Below are 21,669 nucleotides of genomic sequence, written 5' to 3'. Positions count from 1 at the left end.
TGCTATGCTTATTCATAATTTAAACGTTACCTGCCCGAAGGTGATATGAGCCTGGACACTGCCCCCGTGCCTGAGCTCTCCGGTCAACAACGACGCTGCCATCTGTTATTGATGTTGTATGCGCCGGTGCCCGCAGTACAACTGGAGACTATCAGCCAAATTAATGGCGTTTCCCCCCCGGTTACCCGGCAAGATATAGCCGAGGTTGCCAGTGAAATCCAGCGTTTCCACCATCTGGAGATCGACGGTAATCCCGACGAGGGTTACCGGATCAGGGGCAGCGCACTCAATCAACGCCTCTGCCTGCTCCACTGGCTGCGCAGAGCCCTGCGCTGCAGCCCGGAATTTATCGAGCAACATTTTTCCCGCTGGTTGCAGCAAGCTCTGGGGCAAAGTACCGACCTGACACCGCAGCTGGAACAGTGCATCAGCGAGTATGAAGCACTGATCAACCGCAGCTTTGATCGGCGCGATCGTCAGTTTCTGCAACATTACCTGCGCTACTGCGCATGGGAGAACCAACGCCAGCGGCACCCGACATTCAGCCGCGCACAACGCGACTGGCTGCATCAGAAACCGGAGCATCAGGCGACCGGCTTGCTGCAGCAATCATTGAATCAGCTATTTTCCCTGCCCCCCGAAACCAGCGAAAGCGATTTTCTGCTGCTGATGTTTACCATGCTGAAAAACCACAGCTACCACAGCAATGACTCTGCGGAAGATCTGCGATTGATGGCCGCGATTGAAAATATGGTCGAGCGCTTCCAACAGATTTCTGGCATGACTTTCAGCAGTAAAGAAGATTTGATCAGCCAGCTGTTTGCCCATCTGGCCCCCGCGGTTGAACGCTGTCGCTTCGAGATCGGTATCGATAACACGCTGCTGGAAGAAGTTGAACGCAAGTATCCGCGCCTGATGCGCACCGCTCAGGAGGCGCTGGCCCCGCTCGAACAGGAATATGGTATTCATTTCTCCAGCGAGGAAGCCGGGCTGGTCGCCATCAGTTTCGGTGCCTGGTTGATGCAGGGCAATGCGTTGCAGGAAAAGCAGGTGTTATTGCTGACGCTGGACAACCCGCAGTTGGAAGATGAAGTGGAATATCAGATCCGAGAATTAACGCTGCTGCCGCTGAATATCAAGTATTTGCCACTGCGCGACTATCTGCATTCTGGCGCGCCGCAGGGAGTCACCCTGGTGATCACCCCCTATGCCACGGAGCACAGTGCGCCACAGCCGCCGCTGATTTATACCGAATTACCGTTGGCGCGCCAGCAGCGCAAAGTCATCCGTGCGCTGCTGGAAACCTCTTAACGGCTGCTGCTGACCATAACGGCCGGCGGGCGGATAAATAGCGCCGGCAACACCACTGCCGCCATCACCCAGAACACGCCACCCTGCAGATGCTCGAACAGGAAACCGGCGATTACCGTCATAATCGCAATGCCGCCGCCCATCGCCAGCGCTGAATAAACCGCCTGCAGACGGATCACTTCCGGCCCCTTGCGCGCGGCGATAAAACGCATCGCGGCCAGGTGGCAGACGGTGAAGGTGCCACAGTGCAGAATTTGGATCACCAGCAGCCACCCTAACTCGGTACTGCTGGCCATCAGGCTCCAGCGCAGTATCCCGCAGCAGGCGGAGAGCAGCAGCAGATTGCGCGCATTCCAGCGACGGAACAGGAAATTACTGCTGGCGAAAATAATCACTTCTGCCACCACGCCCAGCGACCACAAGTAACCAATGGTCGAAGCCGAGTAGCCCGCCTCCTGCCAGTAGATAGAACCGAAACTGTAATAACCGGCATGCGCGCCCTGCAATAGCGTTACGCACAGCAGGAAACGCCAGACTGGCCCTTCCTTAAGCATCTCCCACAAAGAACGCTCGGTTTCGCTGTGGGTTCGCGCCTCCCCCTGCGGCATCACGCTCGGTTTCAGCATCATGCCCAACAGCATCGCCAGTATGCTGGCTATCAGGCTGTAGAGGATAGCGTTATGGCCCCAGACGGAAACCATCTGCCCGGTCAGCGCCGAGCCAATCACAAACGCCAGCGAGCCCCATAGCCTGACCCGGCCGTAATCCATGGTGATTTGTTTTTGCCAGGTGCCGGCCAACGCATCGGTCAGCGGGACCAGCGGCGAGAAGAACAGGTTGAAGCCGGCGATCACCAGCATCAGCCAGCCCCAGCCGTTGCCGAAACAGAACCCAATGGCAAAAGCCAACGTCAGCAACGCTAACAGGCGCAATGCCGTCACCAGATGAGAGGGATCTTTTACCCGGGGAGCAATCAACAAACTACCGAGGAAACGTGCAACCAGACCGGCACCAAGCAGAATACCGATGGTTTCAGGCGGTATGCCCTCACCTTTTAACCAAACGCCCCAAAAAGGTAAGAAAATGCCGTAAGAAAAGAAGTAGGTGAAATAACTGAGAGCTAGCCAACGCGTAGATTGCAGAACCATGATCCCTCCGGTGTGAGGGCGATACTTTGACAGAGCTCACACTGGCTAGCAATGTGCATTCACCATCGAGGGAGTAGACTGCAAGGCAGTTCACAGTTTAGCCCGATAATCAGGGCACAGCATGCAATTGCCCTGATTATGGAGAAGCCGCTATTTAGCCCAACAAATGATCCGGGCCGAACCCAAGTGGGAAAAGCTCAGAGATATCGTGCACATAGTATTCTTCCAGGCTGTTGGCGATAATGACCTGGGTATCCTTGCCGAATTCATAAATCATTTGGCGGCAAACGCCACAGGGCCCGGAATAACCTTTAGCCTTGCTTTCCCCCACTCTGGGGCCGCCGATCACCACAATCATCTCAAAACTGCGCTCACCTTCGGAGACCGCTTTCAGGATCGCCACGCGTTCTGCGCAGGTGGTTGGCGAGTAAGAGACGGATTCGACATTACAGCCGGTGAACACCTTACCGCTCTTGGTGATTAATGCCGCCCCCACGGTAAAGTTCGAATAAGGGGCATAAGAGAACTCCCTGGCTTTAGCGGCCGTGGCAATCATTTGCTGGATCCGGTCTTTGTCATCCATTTCAATTTCTCCTTTTGATTGAATTCATTAAATTGCACCAGAAGCCGCTATAGTTTTCCCATTGCATAAATTGCGGCCCGCCCCAATGGGGGGAACAGTCACTGGCAAAACAGGCAACATGACCTTCCTGATACTTGCCAACCACCAGCAAGGGATCGCCGTTAATCTCAGCCAGGGTTTCGCTACCGGGCTTGGCAATAAATTTGTTATAGCCCAGTAAAGGCGGCCATTCATTTAGCCCACGGGTGATCTCGTGACTCTTGTTCAGCGTGAGGGGTTTACAGCCTTGTGGTAATTCAACGCGGTCGTCGTGGTCTAACATTTCAACCGGTAATACTTCGGTAAGAATGGTATTTTTATAATTTGCCTTTGCTTCTATGCCGGTAAAGGAAAGATAACCGCCTATCATTAACGCCCCGCCCCCCATGGCGACAAAGTCTTTTATCAGCGACAGGGCATTGGTCATTACCTCCATTCGATAAAAGGTTTTATTTTGCAATAAGAAGGTGTTGCTACCGATATCGCTAATCACCACAGCATCATAAATCAGCAATTCGTCCAACGTTTGTGGAAAGGCGGTTTGTACGGTATGCGCCGGCATGTAGTCGATGGAAATACCAGAGCCACGTAAGCAGGACAACAGATAGTCTGCACCCTCTTCATATTTACTCGAGGTAAAACTGTCAAAGCCTTTGGAATGGATCATGTGAATATGCCATGACTCACCAATAAACAAAATCTTCATTGCAACACTTCCTTATGTCGGTTGATTTTAAACGCCGCCGGGAATAAATTTTTCCTGAGTCGAACCTGCAAGAGGAGTTAAATAACCAGGCCCGCTACCGCGGCCGATAAGAAACTCACCAACGTTGAGCCATACAACAGTTTCAGACTGAAACGGGAAACCACGTTCCCCTGCTCCTCGTTCAGCGCTTTAATCGCCCCGGCCACAATGCCCACCGAAGTGAAGTTGGCAAAGGAGATCAGAAAGACCGACAGGATCCCTTCGGCACGTGGCGACAGCGCAGCTTTAATCTGTTGCAGATCAGTCATGGCAACGAACTCGTTGGCGACAATCTTGGTCGCCATGATACTGCCGACCTGCTGCGCCTCATGGGCCGGCACGCCAAGAACCCAGGCAAAAGGATAAAGCAGATAACCCAGCAGCCCCTGAAAGCTGATGCCGAACAGGCTGCTAAACAACGCGTTGATGGCGGCAATCAGGGCAATAAAGCCCAGCAGCATGGCCGCAATGATTACTGCGACCTTAAAGCCAGCAAGAATATATTCACCCAGCATTTCAAACAGGCTTTGTCCACGATGCAGATCCTGCATCTGAACCTCTTCTTCCAAATCGACACGATAAGGATTAATCAGTGACAGCACGATAAATGTACTAAACATATTCAGAATCAATGAAACTACGACATAGCGGGCATCGACCATATTGATATAGGCACCGACCATAAAAACCGAGACGGTTGACATCGCGGTGGCAGCCATAGTGTAGATACGGTTTTCGGACATCTTGCCCAGCACGTCTTTATAAACGATAAAGTTCTCTGACTGCCCCAGCAATAATGCGCTGACGGCATTAAAAGACTCCAGCTTGCCCATGCCATTGACTTTGGATAATACCGTCCCCACCACCCGAATGATAACCGGCAATAAATTGATGTGCTGAATAATACCGATTAATGCAGAAATAAAAATAATGGGGCATAACACATTAAGGAAGAAGAATGCCAACCCTTGCGCCTGCATTCCGCCGAATAAAAAGTCAGTACCTTCACCGGCAAACAGCATCAAGCCGTTGAACACCGTGGAAACCTGCGCGGTAAATCCGGTACCAATATCAGAACGCAGGAACAGCCAGGCAAGTAATACCTCAATCACCAGCAGCTGAATAATATAGCGAATTTTAATTAACTTTCGGTTATGGCTTACCAGCAAGGCCATTACCGTCACTAACAGACAAGAGAGAATAAAGTGAATCACCTGCGTCATACGACACTCCATAGTATATAACCGTCCTTTATTAAGGTATACCATGAGAGTAAATAACAATCATATAGACTCACATCACATAACAGGCTCTCAAAACCCTGCGATTAATTAAAAGGCGATGAATATCACAACCTGTTTTTATTAAATATATTAATAACTAATATTAATGACAGAAACATATATACGACATTCGAACTCTAACTATCGCCAGAGGGATAAAAAAAAGCCGGTCACCCAAGTGACCGGCCTGACGCCTCAGCGTTTTTTACCCGTAATGGAAATTATGCGTAAACCGGCAGGCGGGCGCAGATATCCAGTACTTTCTTCTTGGTGCGTTCGATGGTGGCTTCATCGTTGATGTTGTCCAACACGTCACAGATCCAGCCGGCCAGTTCACGCACGTCAGCTTCTTTGAAGCCGCGACGGGTCACTGCCGGAGTACCGATACGCACACCGGAGGTGACGAACGGGCTCTTGGGATCGTTTGGCACGCTGTTTTTGTTCACGGTGATGTTGGCGCGGCCCAGGGCTGCGTCAGCTTCTTTACCGGTCAGGTTCTTATCAACCAGATCCAGCAGGAACAGATGGTTATGGGTACCGCCGGAAACCACTTTGTAGCCGCGCTCCAGCACCACTTCCACCATAGCCTTGGCGTTTTTGGCCACTTGCTGCTGGTAAATTTTGAACTCAGGCTCCATGGCTTCTTTCAGCGCCACCGCTTTACCGGCGATCACGTGCATCAGCGGGCCGCCCTGGCCGCCTGGGAACACGGCGGAGTTCAGCTTTTTATACAGATCTTCATCACCGCCTTTCGCCAGGATCAGGCCGCCGCGCGGACCTGCCAGGGTTTTGTGGGTGGTGGTGGTCACGATGTGTGCGTGAGGAACCGGGTTCGGATAAACGCCGGCGGCGATCAGACCCGCTACGTGCGCCATGTCAACGAACAGGTAAGCACCGATGCTGTCGGCGATTTCACGCATTTTTGCCCAGTCAACGATACCGGAGAAGGCAGAGAAGCCGCCGATGATCATTTTTGGTTTATGAGTCTGAGCCTGTTTAGCCAGATCTTCGTAATCGATTTGACCTTTTTCGTCGATGCCGTAAGGCACCACGTTATACAGCTTGCCGGACAGGTTGACCGGTGAACCGTGGGTCAGGTGGCCGCCGTGCGCCAGATTCATGCCCAGAATGGTGTCACCCGGCTGCAGCAGCGCGGTATAGACAGCGAAGTTCGCCTGGGAGCCGGAGTGCGGCTGGACGTTGGCGTAATCTGCGCCGAACAGCTCTTTTGCGCGGTCGATGGCCAGTTGCTCAACGATATCCACATATTCGCAGCCGCCGTAATAACGCTTGCCCGGATAACCTTCAGCGTATTTGTTGGTCAACTGGGAGCCCTGGGCCTGCATTACGCGCGGGCTGGTGTAGTTCTCAGACGCAATCAGCTCAATGTGCTCTTCCTGACGCACAACTTCTTGCTCCATTGCACGCCACAGTTCGGCATCGTAATCAGCAATGTTCATTTCACGCTTTAACATCCGGCTTCTCCTGACTAAATCAGCTAACTAAAAAATCACCAAATAACTACCCGTTCGGGTTCTGGGCCACAGTGTAAACTGTTTCGCCCCACCGAGGATAGGTCTTGACAGAGGTTTTTACGCAAACGATTGGCATTAGGCGCAGCAAGGCTTTGATCCGATAAAGCACCCAATTCGACAACGGACTTTTACTCATGCTGAGAATGCGGTTTTTTCATGTTCTGTGAGCGAGATCGTCGGCTGGCGACTCCGTAAGAAAAACAGGGGTATTTACAGCCACGGCAGAAACCGTTAGGATGCGTTCAAACACAAAGGTGCATTTTAAATGCATCATTAGAATATTCCAATAATGTCCGACCAAGGAGCGCCACCATGCTGGATAGCCAAACCATCGCCACCGTAAAATCTACCATTCCCCTGCTGGCCGCTACCGGGCCAAAGCTGACCGCCCACTTCTACGACCGTATGTTCGAGCATAATCCCGAGTTAAAAGATGTGTTCAATATGAACAACCAGCGCAATGGCGATCAGCGTCAGGCCCTGTTCGATGCCATCTGCGCCTACGCCGTGAATATCGAGAATCTGGCGGCGCTGTTACCAGCGGTGGAACGTATCGCCCAAAAGCATACCAGCCTGAATATTCGCCCGGACCAGTATCAGATTGTCGGCAGCCATCTGATTGCCACGCTGGACGAGATGTTCAGCCCAGGCCAGGAAGTGCTGGACGCCTGGGGCAAAGCCTACGGGGTGTTGGCGGACGTATTTATCCAGCGCGAAGGCCAGATTTACCAGGCCAGCGAAACTGCCGAGGGCGGCTGGCGCGATCGACGTGCATTCCGCATCGTCAAAAAGCAGCCACAGAGCGAAGTGATTTGCAGTTTCGTATTGGCACCGGTTGACGGGGGCAAGGTCATCGACTTCAAACCTGGCCAATACCTGGCGGTCTACATCAAGCACGACAGCATGGAAAATCAGGAAATTCGCCAATACTCACTGACCACCTCACCGAACGGCGAATACTATCGCATTGCGGTGAAACGAGAGGATCAGGGGAAAGTATCGAACTTCCTGCACCAGCAGGCCAAAGAAGGCGACGTAATTTATATCGCCCCGCCGCACGGGGATTTCTTCCTCGAAGCGCAGCCGGAAACCCCGGTGGCACTGATCTCCGCCGGTGTCGGCCAAACACCGATGCTTGGCATGCTCCATACTCTGCACGATAACCAGCACCCAGCGGACGTGCACTGGCTGCACGCGGCGGAAAACGGCAGCGTTCACGCCTTTGCCGATGAAGTGGCGGATATTGCCGGCCGCATGCCGAATCTGAGCCGTCACGTGTGGTACAACCAACCGGGTGCCAATGATGTGGCAGGCCGCGACTACCAGAGCCGTGGCCTGATGAACCTCAGTGCCCTGCGCGAAACGCTTGCCACGCCGCAGATGCATTACTACTTCTGCGGGCCGCTGCCGTTTATGCAGTCTGTGGCCAGCCAACTGCTGGAGATGGGCGTAGAGGCCGATCGCATCCACTATGAATGCTTCGGTCCGCACAAGGTCATGTAATTGAAAGGGGCGCGGCCTGTTACCGCGCCCTTCCGTTATTTTTCCGCCAGCTTGCGAGTCTCTTTTACCTGCTGCGCCGTGACCGGTGCCGCCTGGTTGCCCCAGCTTCCCCGTAAATAACTCATCAGATCGGCAGCCTGCTGGTCATTCAAGTTCCAGGCGTAACCCGGCATGGCGAGCGCAGTTGCATGCTGGGTGATCGGCGTATGTGCTCCTTCCAGCACCACGCGCAGCGCGGTTAGTGGATTATCCGCCGTGACCGTTGCGTTACCCGCCAATGCCGGAATGGTATTGGAGCTGCCCTCACCTTTGTTACCGTGACAGGTTGAACAGTACATGGCATAGCTGCGTTGCCCCGCCTGCCAGTTGTCGACCGCCATGGCTACAGGTTTCTCCGCCGCCGGTTTTTCTGCCGCCAGACTGTGCAGGTAAGTAGCAATGGCGTTCAAATCACCGTCGGTAAGATATTGCGTGCTGTGGCTAACCACGTCACTCATCGGCCCTGCGACGGCCGCATGTTGGCTGCGCCCGGTTTTCAGCAAGGCCACCACTTCATCCTGTTTCAGCCCGCGAATTCCAGAAGCGTACCAGCCATCGAGTTCGGCACCGCTCAGGAAGGCCGGATCTTTGCTGTCCAGCCCTTTCTCCTGCATCGCCCAGCCGCGCGGCGTATGGCAACTGCCGCAGTGCCCCGCCCCTTGCACCAGATAGGCGCCACGGTTCCACTCACTGCTCTGGCTGCTGTCCGGTTGATAAGGCGTATCCTCATGGAACAGCTGGTTCCATATTGCCAACGGCCAACGCATCGACAGCGGCCAACTGATATCACTGGCGCGGTTGGCGGTGTTCTGCGCCGGGACTTCCTTCATCAGATAGTCGTACAGCGCGCGCATATCTTCCGCGTTCATTTTGGCGTAAGAGGTGTATGGCATCGCCGGATACAGTCGATGGCCATCTTTGGCGATCCCCTGGCGCATCGCACGGTCAAACTCGTCAAAGGAATAGGCACCGATGCCCTGCTGTTTGTCCGGCGTAATATTGGTAGCGTAAATATTGCCCATCGGGGTCGGGAACTTCATGCCACCGGCAAATAGCGCGCCACCCGGCGTGGTATGGCAAGCGGTGCAGTCACCGGCCCTGGCGACATATTCCCCGGCCGACATCGCCTGCGCCGAACCGCCAGCCGCCAGTAAGGTCAGTAAATACAGTGAACGCATGCTCATGCTCCCTCCTTGGCAGCAGCGGGAACATGGCCGAAAGCCAGTTCATTAACCGCGCGCCACGCCTGATCGATCGCCGAGTTGGCGTATGGGCTCCAGTCGGAGTCCGAGTTGGCAATCACAATTTTGCCGATCGGCTTACGCGCCGTTTCAATAATTTTCTTCGCCTCGTCCTCGTCGTCAAACAACCCGTTGAGGAAGTAGGAATAGCCGTGCGACCAGCGGTTTACGGTAATCGCTTCGATATCACGCTGGTGATCAAAACCGGCAGAGCCGAGCATGCCCTGCAACTGCTCGCGGATCATCTGCTCATGCACTTCAAACGGCGTGCCCAACAGCAAGGCTCGGCCTTTGCGCGACTGTTCACGCGGGCTTAACCCGCTGCCCGCCAGCGTCGGCACATACACCATGTGCAGGCCAATCGGCTGGTTCGGATCGCGCGGGTGCTGGTAGCCGCCCATGCTCACCGGATAATCCAGCTTCACACGGCAATAAGGCGCCGTTGGCGAGTAAACTTCATGCACGCCCAGTTTGATAAACGACTGCCAGTTACGGATCACCACTTTGCTGTACACCAGCGGCGACTTGACGTTCTGCTTCAGCGCCTGCTGCTGCTCCGGCGACATTTCCGGCACCAGATAAGGGATCATCATGTTGTAGCCGGCCATCACTACCTGCCCGGCGCGCACCTTGGTCATTTTCTCGCCGGTCAGGTAGGTCACTTCGACCTTGTCGCCGACGTTGGCCGCATGCAGCCCGGTGCTGTTCAACCGCAGTTTTACCGGTGACTCCGCGCGGTCAAGCTGGCTGTAGTCGAACTTCGCCAGCACGATGTCATTCATATCCTTGCCGCCAGGCGCTACCGCCGGGATCAGATGGCGCACCATTAAGCGTGTCAGCGTGGCGTTGCCATCCGGGAAGTGGAACACGTAAGGATCGTCGAGATCCGCCTGTGACTCTTCATCCAGCGGCGGCAGGTTCATGCCGTTCAGGCCAGGCAGATCGCAAATACGCGCATCGCTGCAAGAAGTGGCGTCGATGCCCACCGCCTGGAAGTCACTGGTAGTTTGCTGGAAATAGCGGATCGCCATTTCACTCAGACCGACCTTGTCACGCAGGAACTCGGTATAGCTGTGCTTGTCGAGCCATTCGCTTTTCTGCTCCTGGCTCATCTCCGGCAGGTAATCCTTATCCACCGTGTGCAGTGCAATCAGCGCCTGGCGATCGCTTTCCGGCAGCGGGAAATCACCGATAAAGGCTTCGTAGGAACGGCCATTGAGACGATCATGGGGAATATCATCCGCCACCATACGGCCAGGGTCACCGTTCACCACTTTGTCGACGCCGAAGTTTTTGCGATCGAAATAGACGCCGCGACTCAGGTTCAGATCCGGGTAGAAGGTTTTATCGAAGGCTTTTTCCAGGTTGTCGATGCTGACGCCCAGTTTTTGCAGCAGCCCCATCGCCACCGGACTGAAGTTGGAGCGCGGTGACTGCAGCGACTCGCTGCCGCCGTAGCCGAGAATGGTGCCATTTTCGCTGCTGAATTCATTGCGCTTGGCGTGGCCGCCGAAGTCATCATGGTTGTCGATCAGCAAGATACGCTGCTGCTGACCTTTCATTTGCTGCCAGAAGCAGGCCGCGGCCAGGCCGCTGATACCGGCACCGACCACCACCAAATCGAACTCCTCTGTGGCCGGTACTGCGGCAAAATCGAAGGCCTTGCCGTCACGCCCCAGCTGGTGTGCATGCTCAAACGAACCGGGATGGTTGCCGCGCAGCCCGGTCAGCGTCGGCGGGTAATAGAGGGTTTGATTGGCGGTTTGCGGCGATGCCCGCAGGATCTGCATCGGCGTTAACCCGGCGGCGATGGTGATCGCCACCCCATTAAGAAAATCGCGTCTGGTGATGCTCATAATTGGCTTCCTTCTATTTTTATTATCATCAGACCGGCCGGAGCCGGTCTGAAAGCCGCGTTATTTTGCAGATATAACCTGATTAATCAATGCTTAAACATCACATGGCGGATAGCGGTGTAATCTTCCAGGCCGTACATCGACATATCCTTGCCGTAGCCGGACAACTTTTGGCCACCGTGCGGCATCTCGCTCACCAGCATGAAATGGGTATTCACCCAGGTGCAGCCGTATTGCAAACGGGCGCTCAGACGGTGTGCCCGCCCCACGTCCCGGGTCCACAATGACGACGCCAGCCCGTAGTCAGACTCGTTGGCCCAGGCCAGCACCTGCGCCTCATCGTCGAACGGCGTGACGGTCACCACCGGCCCGAACACTTCACGCTGCACGATTTCATCCTCCTGGCGAGCACCGGCCAACAGCGTCGGCTGGAAATAGTAGCCAGGGCCGTTAACCCGCTCACCACCGGTCACCACCTGCACGTGCGGCAATGCCTTGGCGCGCTCGACAAACCCCACCACGCGCTCCAGATGCTGAGCGGTAATCAACGGGCCCAGTTCGCTGTCGGCCTCTTCCGGTGGTCCGATCTTCAGGCTGCCAATGGCCTCGCCCAACGCCTTCACCAACTGCGGATAAATGCCTTTCTGCGCGTAAATGCGACAGGCGGCAGTACAGTCCTGACCGGCGTTGTAGAAACCAAAGCTGCGGATCCCTTCCACCACCTGTTGCAGGTCGGCATCATCAAACACCAGCACCGGCGCCTTGCCCCCCAGCTCCATATGGGTGCGCTTAATGCCGGACGCGGTATGGCCAATGATATGTTCGCCGGTGGCGATTGAGCCGGTCAGCGACACCATGCGCACTTTGCTATGACCGGTCAGCCTGTCGCCGACGCTGGCGCCGCGGCCAAACAGCACGTTGAACACGCCCGGCGGAAACAGCCCGGCGGCCAGCTCGGCCAGCTTGAAGGTGGTCAGCGGTGTTTGTTCCGACGGCTTAAGCACCACGCAGTTGCCCGCCGCCAGCGCCGGAGCCAGCTTCCACGCCGCCATCATCAGCGGGTAATTCCAGGGGGCAATCGAGGCGACCACGCCCAAGGGGTCGCGGCGGATCATCGAGGTGTGTCCCGCCAGATATTCACCGGCCGCCAGCCCGCTCAAACAACGGCTGGCTCCGGCGAAAAAGCGGAAGACGTCAGCCACGCCCGGCAGTTCATCATTCAGCACGCAGTGATAGGGTTTGCCGCAGTTAATCGATTCCAGGCGGGCGAAGGTTTCTGCATGGCTGTCGATCAAATCCGCCAGCTTCAGCAGGTGTTCAGCACGTTCCTTCGGCGTGGTCTGCCCCCAGTGTTCAAATGCGGCGTCGGCCGCCAGCACCGCCTGATCGACCTGCTCTGCACTGGCTTCAGCCACCTGTACCACTACCTCTCCGGTTGCCGGGTTATACACCGGCAACAACGCCCCCTGGCCGGTAACCAGTTGGCCGTTAATCAACAGTTGGCTTTGCATAGGATTATCCTTTATAAGATGTCTGGTACGCATTAGGGTCAAGAGGCTATTTATTTGCCGCTGCCGGCGACGCTTTCGCCGCCCTTGGTCAGGTAATAAGCCCCCAAAATCGGGATCATGGTCAGCAACATCACCGACAGCGCCACCACGTTGGTGATCGGCACATCGCGCGGGCGACCGAGCTGATTGAGCAGCCATAGCGGCAGCGTGCGCTCATGCCCGGCGGTAAAGGTGGTGACGATGATTTCATCAAACGACAACGCGAACGCCAGCATGCCACCGGCCAGCAATGCTGAACCCAGGTTGGGCAACATCACGTAGCGGAAGGTTTGCCAGCCGTCGGCACCGAGATCCATCGAAGCCTCGATCAGGCTATGGGAAGTCCGGCGGAAACGAGCGATGACGTTGTTGAACACGATCACCACACAGAAGGTGGCATGACCGATCACGATGGTCAGTACTCCCGGCTCGATATTCAGCGCCTTGAACGCCGCCAGCAGCGCCAGACCGGTAACAATGCCCGGCAGCGCGATCGGTAACAGCAGCAACAGTGAAATGCTGTCCTTGCCGAAGAAATCACGCCGGTACAGCGCCGCCGCTGCCAGAGTGCCCAGCACCAGCGCCACCGCCGTCGCCAGCGCAGCAATCTGCGCGGAAAGCAGCATCGCATCGATAATGTCCTGCCGACCGGCCGCGATGCTAAACCAATGCAGCGTAAAACCCTTCGGCGGGAAGCTGAACGCCGCGTCCTCGGTGTTGAAGGCGTAGATGGCGATAATCGCCAGCGGGAAATGCAGGAAGATCAGACCGCCCCAGGCGGCCAGTTTCAGCCCTAATGGCGCGCGCTCAGAGTGCATCGAAGGCCCCCAGACGTTTCACAATGGAAAGATAAATCGCGATCAACACAATCGGCACCAGGGTAAAGGCCGCGGCCATCGGCATATTGCCTATCGCCCCTTGCTGGGCGTACACCATGCTGCCGATGAAATAGCCCGGCGGCCCCACCAGCTGCGGCACAATAAAGTCTCCCAGCGTCAGCGAGAAGGTGAAGATCGACCCGGCGGCAATGCCCGGCACCGCCAGCGGCAGGATCACGTAACGGAAAGTCTGCGACGGGCGTGCGCCCAAATCCGCCGAGGCATGCAGCAACGAAGGCGGCAGGCGTTCCAGCGCCGCCTGGATCGGCAGGATCATGAACGGCAGCCAGATATAAACAAACACCAGAAAACGCCCCAGCCCGGAGGTCGACAGGGTGTTGCCCCCCACGCCCGGCACGGTCAGGATTGCCGCCAACACCGGCTCCAGCCCCAGATGTTGCAGGAACCACTGCGCCACGCCATCCTTTGCCAGCAGCAGCGTCCAGGCGTAGGCCTTGACGATATAGCTGGCCCACATCGGCATCATCACCGCGATATAAAAGAACGCTTTGACGCGGCCACTGGTGTAACGCGCCATGTAGTAGGCAATCGGGAACGCCAACACCGCACTGGCCAGAGACACCAGCACCGCCATGGTCAGTGTGCGCAGGATGATGTCGTAGTTGGCCGGGTTGAACAGCGCCCGCAGGTTATCGAAGGTCAGATCCGGCGTCACCGTCATGGTGAAGTCGTCGAAGGTATAAAACCCCTGCCACAGCAGCGTCAGTAATGAGCCAAGGTACACCGCGCCGAACCACAACAGCGGTGGCACCAGTAACAGCAGCAGGTACAGCGTCGGCCGGCGATAGAGAAAGGTCGACAGGGTGCGCAAGGTACCGCGGCGCGGCGCGGGATAGTCGATGCTCATCTCCATCTCACCTCTCCTCCAGCAGCGGCACCATCGCCTCACGTGACCAGCAGGCGGTGACCGGCTGACCGATCAGATGCTGCTGCCCGGCGGCGTGCCACTGAGGATTCGCCTCACTGACCAGCAGTTTCTCACCGCTGCTCAACGCAATTTCGTAGCGCGTAGCCGCGCCCTGATAATGGATCTCTTGCAGCAATCCCTGTACCTGGATTTCACCCTGTGCGGCACCGGCCTGATCCATTAAGCGAATATGCTCGGGGCGGATCGAGAAGGTGGCGGTCTGGCCGAGCAAGCGCTGCGCCAGCTCGCTGCGCACCACGTTAGAGGTACCGACAAACTCGGCGACAAACGGCGTCTTCGGCCGCATATACAGCTCACGCGGCGCATCCACCTGCTCGATTCGCCCGTTGTTGAACACCGCTACCCGATCGGACATCGACAAGGCTTCGCTCTGGTCATGGGTGACGAAAATAAAGGTGATCCCCAGTTGGCGCTGCAGCTTTTTCAGTTCACCCTGCATCTGTTCACGCAGCTTGAGATCCAGCGCGCCCAGCGGTTCATCCAGCAACAGCACCCGCGGTCGATTGACCAGCGCGCGGGCCAGTGCCACACGTTGACGCTGGCCACCGGAAAGATGCGCCGGTTTACGCTCGGCGACGAATCCCAGCGCCACGCTGTCCAGCGCTTCCTGTGCCCGCGCCAGCCGTTCACGTTTGGCGACGCCCTTCACCATCAATCCGTAGGCCACGTTTTCCAGCACCGACATGTGCGGGAACAGGGCGTAATCCTGGAATACGGTATTCACGTCGCGCTGATACGGCGGCAGGTTGGCCGCCTCCTGGCCGTGAATACGAATTGAACCGGCGCTGAGTTGTTCAAAGCCGGCGATCAGTCGCAGGCAGGTAGTTTTGCCCGAACCCGAAGGCCCAAGCATGGAGAAAAATTCCCCGTCTTGTATTTCGATAGAAACCCGGTCTACGGCGCGAACCTCGCCGAAGCTCCGCGAAACATCGATAAATTGCACGGCAATGGTCATGATCTGCGCTCCTGATAGGCATTCATCGGGCGTAGCAGGCTACGCCCCCGCGGGTTAGCGACCGCCCATGATGGCGATATAGTCCTGAGTCCAGCGGCTGTATGGCACGAATTTTCCGCCCTGTGCCTGCGGTGTTTTCCAGAAGGCAATCTTGTCGAATTGGTTGAAGCCGTTGGTTTCACACCCTTTGTCGCCCAGTAGCGTGCTGGCCTTGCAGCCCGCCGGTGATGCCGGTACCGAACCAAACCAGGCGGCAACGTCGCCCTGCACTTTCGGCTCCAGCGACCAGTTCATCCACAGGTAAGCACAGTTCGGATGCTTGGCATCGCTGTGCAGCATGGTGGTGTCCGCCCAGCCGGTAACCCCCTCTTTCGGGAACACGGTGCCAATCGGCTGGCCTTCCCCTTTCAGGGCATTGGCCTGATACGGCCAGGCGCTGGAGGCCACCACACCTTCGTTTTTGAAATCACTCATCTGCACCGAGGTGTCATGCCAGTAGCGGTGAATCAACGCATGCTGGGTGCGCAACAGCTTCAATGCCGCCTGATATTGCTCTTCGTTTAACTGGTACGGGTCGCTGATGCCAAGCTGCGGCTGAGTAGCCTTCAGGAACAGCGCCGCATCGGCGATGTAAATCGGCCCGTCGTAGGCCTGCACCCGGCCCTGATTGCTCTTGCCGTCCGGCAGATTTTGTTGCTGGAACACTACCGCCCAGCTGTCTGGCGGCGTCGGGAAGGTTTTGGTGTTGTACATCAGCAGGTTTGGCCCCCACTGATAGGGCGTGCCGTAGGTTTTTCCGTCTACGGTGTACCAGGCACCGTTCAGCAAACGCGGGTCGATATTTTTCCAGTTAGGGATCAGCGCCGGGTTGATCGGCTGTACCCGCTTACCGAAGATCAATCGCAGCGAGGCATCGCCGGAAGCGGTGACCAGGTCATAACCGCCCTTGGCCATCAGGCTGACCATTTCATCGGAGGTGGCGGCGGTTTTCACATTCACCGCGCAGCTGGTTTGCTTTTCAAACTGGCTGACCCAGTCATAGTTTTTATCGGACTGGCCACGTTCGATATAGCCCGGCCAGGCGATGATATCCAGACGGCCTTCGCCTTTGCCCAGCGCCTGCGGCAAGTCGGCCGCCTGAGCCAGGCCGCAAAGCACGGTGAAACAGAGTGCGGAAACTGTGGTGGTGACTGCGGTAGTTTTTCCCATCGTAATGACCCCTGTGTTGCGTATCTGTGTGCGGCAGGGAACGGCTGCCGCTCTAGTTTCATTAGAAGCTGGCTTTAAACTTCGCCATTACATGCCTGACTACGCTGTAGTCTTGCAGTGAATCACTGGACAGATCTTTGCCGTAGCCAGAGCGTTTCAGGCCCCCGTGCGGCATCTCACTTGCCAGGGTGAAATGGGTGTTGATCCAGGTGCTGCCGTATTGCAGATGCGCGGCAATATGCAGCGCCCGATCGATATTCTGCGTCCAGACCGACGAGGCCAGGCCGTATTCGGAATCGTTGGCCCAGTTGACCGCCTGCTCCAGATGTTCGAAGCGGGTGACGCTCACCACCGGGCCGAATACCTCACGCTGGACGATTTCGTCGCTTTGCAGGCAGCCGGCCAGCAGCGTGGGTTGGTAATAGAAACCCGGGCCGGAATGCGCGGCGGCGCCGGTAATCAATTCAATATGCGGCTGGCTGAGCGCCCGCTCGACAAAGCTGGCGACACGATCGCGCTGGCGGCTGCTGATCAGCGGGCCGATTTCGTTATCTTCATCGCGTTTGCGGGCAAAACGCAGGCTGGCAACCGCCTCGCCCAACGCTTCCACCAGCTTGGGATAGATCCCCGCCTGCGCGTAGATGCGACAGGCGGCGGTACAGTCTTGCCCGGCGTTGTAATAGCCGTAGGTACGGATGCTGTTAACCACTTCATCCAGATCGGCGTCGTCACAGACAATCACCGGGGCCTTGCCGCCCAGTTCGAGATGCGTGCGTTTGACGCTTTTCGCCGCGGCCTGCAGAATTTTTTGCCCGGTGACAATATCGCCGGTCACCGAGACCAAGCGCACCTGAGGATGCCCAACCAGATGGCTGCCAACCCCTTCGCCACCGCCATAGATGATATTCAGCACGCCCGGCGGCAGGATGTCCTGCAGCGCAGGCACCAGCGCAAGAATGGTCAGCGGGGTATGTTCGGAAGGTTTGAATACCACGGTGTTGCCCGCCGCCAGCGCCGGAGCGATCTTCCACGCCGCCATCATCAGCGGGTAGTTCCATGGCGCAATCGAGGCCACCACGCCGATTGGGTCGCGGCGGATCATCGAGGTGTGCCCTTCAATATATTCACCGGCCAGTTGCCCCTGCTGGGTACGCACCGCGCCGGCAAAGAAACGAAACACGTCGACGGCGGCCGGCAGGTCGTCATTGAGCGCCTGATGCAGTGGCTTGCCGCAGTTGAGCGCCTCCAGACCGGCCAGGCGCGGGGCCTGACGTTCGATGGCGTCGGCAATACGTAGCAAAATGGAAGCACGGAAGGCCGGCGTGGTGCGCGACCAGTGGCCGAAAGCCTGCTGTGCCGCCTTAACCGCGCTGCCCACCTGCGCCGATGAGGCTTCAGTGATGGAAACCAGCGTTTCACCATTGGCCGGATTAACGATGCACTCCTGCTGGCCTTCGCCCTCGACCGACTGACCGTTAATGAATTGCTGACAGGATAAACCTGAAAGGAGGTGCACATCTGCCATGGTGTATTGCCCCTAAGTGACCAAAACGTTAACTAAATGTGAATAAGTTAGTTTCAATCAGACTAAGCGAGCATCAGGCAGCCAACAAATTCTAAATACTGAACGCCGCGTTCGATTAAATCGAATGCTTCAGCCCGGCAGCGTGCATATTGCCATTCTCACGGGCAATGGTGAGGAATGGCGTAACCAGTTCCGGCCGCGCACTGCCGCGTCGCCACGCCAGGCCGATGTCCAGCGGCTCCAGCAGATCCACCAGCTTGCGAGCCTCAATCATGTTGCCCTCCAGCGACCAGGCGCGATAGGCCATGTCTGGCAGAATTGAGACGCCCATGCCCGCCGCGACCAGGCTGCGCACCGCCTCCGTCGAACCGGTTTTCATGGCGATCTCCGGTTTCACTCCGGCGCGCGCCCAGATACGCCGCGCATGCACGTCCATTTCGTCGGCGTTAAGCTGGATCAGCGGCAGCTTCGCCACATCCGCCAGCCCGATACTTTCATGATCCAGCAGCGGGTGCAGTGGCGGTAGCCACAGACGATAAGGCGAATGCATCAGCACTTCGGTCTGTAGCGCATCACGATCCTCAATATTCGACAGTATCAGTACGCCAATATCGATCTCCCCACTCACCAGCAGGTGTTCAATATAAGGACGTTCATCCTCTATCATCTGAATGGTGACATTGGGATAGGCCGATTTAAACCGCTTGAGCAGCTCGACCAAAAAGTACCCGGCCACCAGGCTGGTCACGCCGATGGTCAGCTTGCCGGTCAGGCTTTCGGTGCCCAATTGCAGGCTGCGTTTGGCATTGTCCACCGTAGCGAGGATCAGATAAGACTGGCGGAGAAACTGGTGGCCCTGGTGCGTCAGGTTCATGCCCTTGGCGTGGCGATCAAACAGCCGTACGCCAATGTCGGTCTCCAGTTGCTGGATGGCCAGCGTCAGCGAGGATTGGGAAACAAACACCGCCTGCGCGGCGGCGGAGATCGATCCGGTTTCCGCCACCGCAATGAAGTGGCGGATTTGGCGCAGCGTCATCATGGGTCACAACCTCAATCAAAACAGTTGGGCTGAGTGTAAGATGCCGCGAGGAAAGCGATCGAATAAACTATCAAAAATGCGACAGCATTCGCTTTTTTAGAACGCTAACGGCAGCAATGACAGAGAAGGAGAAATAAATCGGGGAGAGGAGATAACAGACTGCAGATATGACAAGGGCGCAGCATGCTGCGCCCTCAGGGATTTCAGACCAGAAACGTCACATCAAATCGCTTCTTCGTCCTGCTCGCCGGTACGGATACGCACTACGCGCGCCACGTCGAAGACAAAGATTTTGCCGTCGCCGATTTTGCCGGTTTGCGCGGTCTGCATGATGGTTTCCACGCAGGTATCGACGATATCGTCGGCCACCACGATCTCAATTTTCACCTTTGGCAGAAAATCGACCATGTACTCCGCGCCACGGTACAGCTCGGTGTGGCCCTTCTGGCGGCCGAAGCCTTTCACTTCGGTGACGGTCATCCCGGTAATGCCAACCTCAGCCAGCGCTTCACGGACATCATCGAGTTTGAACGGCTTGATAATAGCGTCGATCTTTTTCATCTTGTTTCCTTTACCAATTTTTGCGGCCAAAGCCGGATGTGATTGGGTAGCGGCGGTCTTTGCCGAAATTGCGGGCGGTGATGCGCGGCCCAACGGCAGCCTGACGCCGTTTGTATTCGTTGATATCCACCAGGCGGATAACCTTGCGCACGATCGCCTCGTCGAAGCCTTCGGCCACCAGATCGGCAACCGACTTATCACGTTCGACGTAACCTTCCAGAATCGCATCCAGAATGTCGTACGGCGGCAGGCTGTCCTGATCGAGCTGATCCGGTGCCAGTTCTGCGGACGGTGGACGATCGATAACCCGCTGCGGGATCACGTAAGAAACAGTATTGCGGTATTCAGACAGTTTGAACACCAGCGTTTTCGGTACGTCTTTCAGTACGTCGAAGCCGCCTGCCATATCACCATACAGCGTGGCGTAGCCTACGGCCATCTCGCTTTTGTTGCCGGTGGTCAGCACGATGCTACGGCGCTTGTTGGACAGCGCCATCAACACCACGCCGCGGCAGCGTGCCTGCAGGTTTTCTTCGGTAGTGTCGCGTTCGGTACCGGCAAACATTGGCGTCAGTTGACCCATAAAGGCGTCGAACATAGGTTCAATCGAGACGATATCGAATTCAATGCCGAGGATTTCCGCCTCTTCTTTGGCATCGGCGATGCTGATATCCGCGGTGTAGCGGAACGGCATCATCAGCGCCTGCACTTTATCTTTGCCCAAGGCATCAACGGCAATCGCCAACGTCAGCGCCGAATCGATACCGCCAGACAACCCCAGCACCGCGCCCTTAAAGCCGTTTTTAGTGACGTAATCACGCACGGCCAATACCAGAGCTTCGTACACCTGCGCCAGCTGTGGCAGCTCGGCGGCCGGTGCGGTCATTGGCACCACCTCCAGCTCATTGAGCTCAAGCAGGGTTACCTGCTCGGCAAACGCCGTCAGCCGATGGGTCATATTGCCGGCCGCATCGAACACCTTCGAACAACCGTCGAAAATCAGTTCATCCTGCCCGCCAATCTGGTTGAGATACACCAGCGGCAGATGGGTACGCTGGCAATGGCCGGCCATCAGCGTCTTGCGGATGTAAGGCTTTTCGCGATTGTACGGTGAGGCATTGATCGACAAAATCATTTCGGCACCGGCAGCCTTGGCGGCATCGACCGGCTCCGGGAACCACAGATCTTCGCAAATCAGCAGGCCCAGTTGATAGCCTTTCAGCTCAACCACGCAGGTTTCACTGCCGGCCTGGAAGTAGCGTTTCTCATCGAAAACGCCGTAGTTCGGCAACTGCTGCTTGAAGTAACGCGCCAGCAGCTGTCCTTCAGAAAACAGCGACAGCGCATTATACAGCTTGTCGCCTTCGCGCCACGGATGGCCAACCAGAATGGCGACCTCGGCAGAGGCCTGCTGCAGACGCTGCAGCTGCGCGTCACAGCGCTGATAAAAATCGTTGCGGTACAGCAGGTCTTCCGGCGGATAGCCGGAGAGCGCCAACTCGGTGAACATGACCAGATCGGCTCCCGCCTTCTGCTGCTCTTGCACGGTTTGCAACATGCGTTCGGTGTTGCCTTCAATGTCACCGACCAGCAAATTCAGCTGGGCCAGTGCGATGGAAAGTGATCTGCTCATTGTTTAGGATCCCGCTTAATACGTTCCATGGTGCTCTGTGTTGGGCCACGCCACTAACAAGAGAACGGAGTGTAAATCATTCCGCCG

18 protein-coding genes are annotated in these 21,669 nt (G+C 56.6%); 2 read left to right on the top strand and 16 right to left on the bottom strand.

Annotation, left to right across the window (positions count from 1 at the left end; genetic code table 11):
- Positions 1-45: 45 nt before the first annotated feature.
- Complete coding sequence (gene csiE, locus FCL49_RS20490) at positions 46-1,311, top strand: stationary phase inducible protein CsiE (RefSeq protein WP_174354927.1); 1,266 nt, start codon at positions 46-48, stop codon at positions 1,309-1,311.
- Here csiE and FCL49_RS20485 read toward each other — a convergent pair.
- The 5 genes from FCL49_RS20485 to glyA form a co-directional block, all read right to left on the bottom strand.
- Positions 1,308-2,459 carry a 3-phenylpropionate MFS transporter gene (locus tag FCL49_RS20485; RefSeq protein ID WP_174354926.1) on the bottom strand — a complete coding sequence of 384 codons (1,152 nt, stop codon included), beginning with the start codon at positions 2,457-2,459 and terminating at the stop codon, positions 1,308-1,310. The genes csiE and FCL49_RS20485 overlap by 4 nt on opposite strands.
- A 154-nt stretch (positions 2,460-2,613) precedes the next feature.
- Positions 2,614-3,042, bottom strand: a complete 429-nt coding sequence (gene cdd / locus FCL49_RS20480; protein WP_174354925.1) for a cytidine deaminase — start codon at positions 3,040-3,042, stop codon at positions 2,614-2,616.
- Position 3,043: 1 nt separating this feature from the next.
- The gene (locus FCL49_RS20475) at positions 3,044-3,787 is read right to left on the bottom strand and encodes a glutamine amidotransferase (RefSeq protein ID WP_174354924.1); all 744 of its coding nucleotides are present in this window, start codon (positions 3,785-3,787) and stop codon (positions 3,044-3,046) included.
- Positions 3,788-3,864: 77 nt separating this feature from the next.
- A complete protein-coding gene (locus FCL49_RS20470; protein WP_174354923.1) occupies positions 3,865-5,049 on the bottom strand; it encodes a NupC/NupG family nucleoside CNT transporter in 1,185 nt (394 codons plus the stop codon).
- A gap of 281 nt (positions 5,050-5,330) precedes the next feature.
- Complete coding sequence (glyA, locus tag FCL49_RS20465; protein ID WP_012146345.1) at positions 5,331-6,584, bottom strand: serine hydroxymethyltransferase; 1,254 nt, start codon at positions 6,582-6,584, stop codon at positions 5,331-5,333.
- Between the two features lie 372 nt (positions 6,585-6,956).
- Between glyA and hmpA the strand changes: the two genes are divergently transcribed.
- The gene (gene hmpA / locus FCL49_RS20460; RefSeq protein WP_174354922.1) at positions 6,957-8,147 is read left to right on the top strand and encodes an NO-inducible flavohemoprotein; all 1,191 of its coding nucleotides are present in this window, start codon (positions 6,957-6,959) and stop codon (positions 8,145-8,147) included.
- Between the two features lie 35 nt (positions 8,148-8,182).
- Here hmpA and FCL49_RS20455 read toward each other — a convergent pair whose 3' ends face one another.
- The 11 genes from FCL49_RS20455 to FCL49_RS20405 form a co-directional block, all read right to left on the bottom strand.
- Complete coding sequence (locus tag FCL49_RS20455; RefSeq protein ID WP_174354921.1) at positions 8,183-9,370, bottom strand: c-type cytochrome; 1,188 nt, start codon at positions 9,368-9,370, stop codon at positions 8,183-8,185.
- Positions 9,367-11,283: an NAD(P)-binding protein gene (locus FCL49_RS20450; protein ID WP_174354920.1), complete on the bottom strand. Its 1,917-nt coding sequence runs from the start codon at positions 11,281-11,283 to the stop codon at positions 9,367-9,369. The genes FCL49_RS20455 and FCL49_RS20450 overlap by 4 nt, the downstream gene beginning before the upstream one ends.
- 86 nt (positions 11,284-11,369) lie before the next feature.
- Positions 11,370-12,794, bottom strand: a complete 1,425-nt coding sequence (gene patD, locus FCL49_RS20445) for an aminobutyraldehyde dehydrogenase (protein ID WP_174354919.1) — start codon at positions 12,792-12,794, stop codon at positions 11,370-11,372.
- A gap of 50 nt (positions 12,795-12,844) precedes the next feature.
- Entirely contained in the window at positions 12,845-13,651 is an 807-nt protein-coding gene (locus FCL49_RS20440; RefSeq protein ID WP_174354918.1) for an ABC transporter permease, read from the bottom strand.
- Positions 13,641-14,579, bottom strand: coding sequence for an ABC transporter permease (locus FCL49_RS20435; RefSeq protein WP_370452814.1), 939 nt, complete (start codon positions 14,577-14,579; stop codon positions 13,641-13,643). The genes FCL49_RS20440 and FCL49_RS20435 overlap by 11 nt, the downstream gene beginning before the upstream one ends.
- A gap of 7 nt (positions 14,580-14,586) precedes the next feature.
- Complete coding sequence (locus FCL49_RS20430) at positions 14,587-15,615, bottom strand: ABC transporter ATP-binding protein (RefSeq protein WP_012146352.1); 1,029 nt, start codon at positions 15,613-15,615, stop codon at positions 14,587-14,589.
- Positions 15,616-15,669: 54 nt separating this feature from the next.
- A complete protein-coding gene (gene ydcS / locus FCL49_RS20425; protein ID WP_135317623.1) occupies positions 15,670-16,824 on the bottom strand; it encodes a putative ABC transporter substrate-binding protein YdcS in 1,155 nt (384 codons plus the stop codon).
- A gap of 61 nt (positions 16,825-16,885) precedes the next feature.
- Complete coding sequence (locus FCL49_RS20420) at positions 16,886-18,349, bottom strand: gamma-aminobutyraldehyde dehydrogenase (RefSeq protein ID WP_135317624.1); 1,464 nt, start codon at positions 18,347-18,349, stop codon at positions 16,886-16,888.
- 115 nt (positions 18,350-18,464) lie between these two features.
- Positions 18,465-19,388 (bottom strand): LysR substrate-binding domain-containing protein, encoded by a 924-nt coding sequence (locus FCL49_RS20415; protein ID WP_012146355.1) that lies wholly within the window; start codon positions 19,386-19,388, stop codon positions 18,465-18,467.
- A 222-nt stretch (positions 19,389-19,610) separates the two neighbouring features.
- Positions 19,611-19,949: a nitrogen regulatory protein P-II gene (glnB, locus tag FCL49_RS20410; RefSeq protein ID WP_004847623.1), complete on the bottom strand. Its 339-nt coding sequence runs from the start codon at positions 19,947-19,949 to the stop codon at positions 19,611-19,613.
- Positions 19,950-19,959: 10 nt separating this feature from the next.
- A complete protein-coding gene (locus tag FCL49_RS20405; RefSeq protein WP_135317625.1) occupies positions 19,960-21,582 on the bottom strand; it encodes an NAD+ synthase in 1,623 nt (540 codons plus the stop codon).
- Positions 21,583-21,669 lie beyond the last annotated feature (87 nt).

The organism is Serratia proteamaculans, assembly GCF_013337185.1.
Taxonomy (GTDB): Bacteria; Pseudomonadota; Gammaproteobacteria; order Enterobacterales; family Enterobacteriaceae; genus Serratia; species Serratia proteamaculans_D.
The sequence above is the reverse complement of the archived record's forward strand: the minus strand, read 5'-3'. Positions and strand labels throughout refer to the sequence as shown.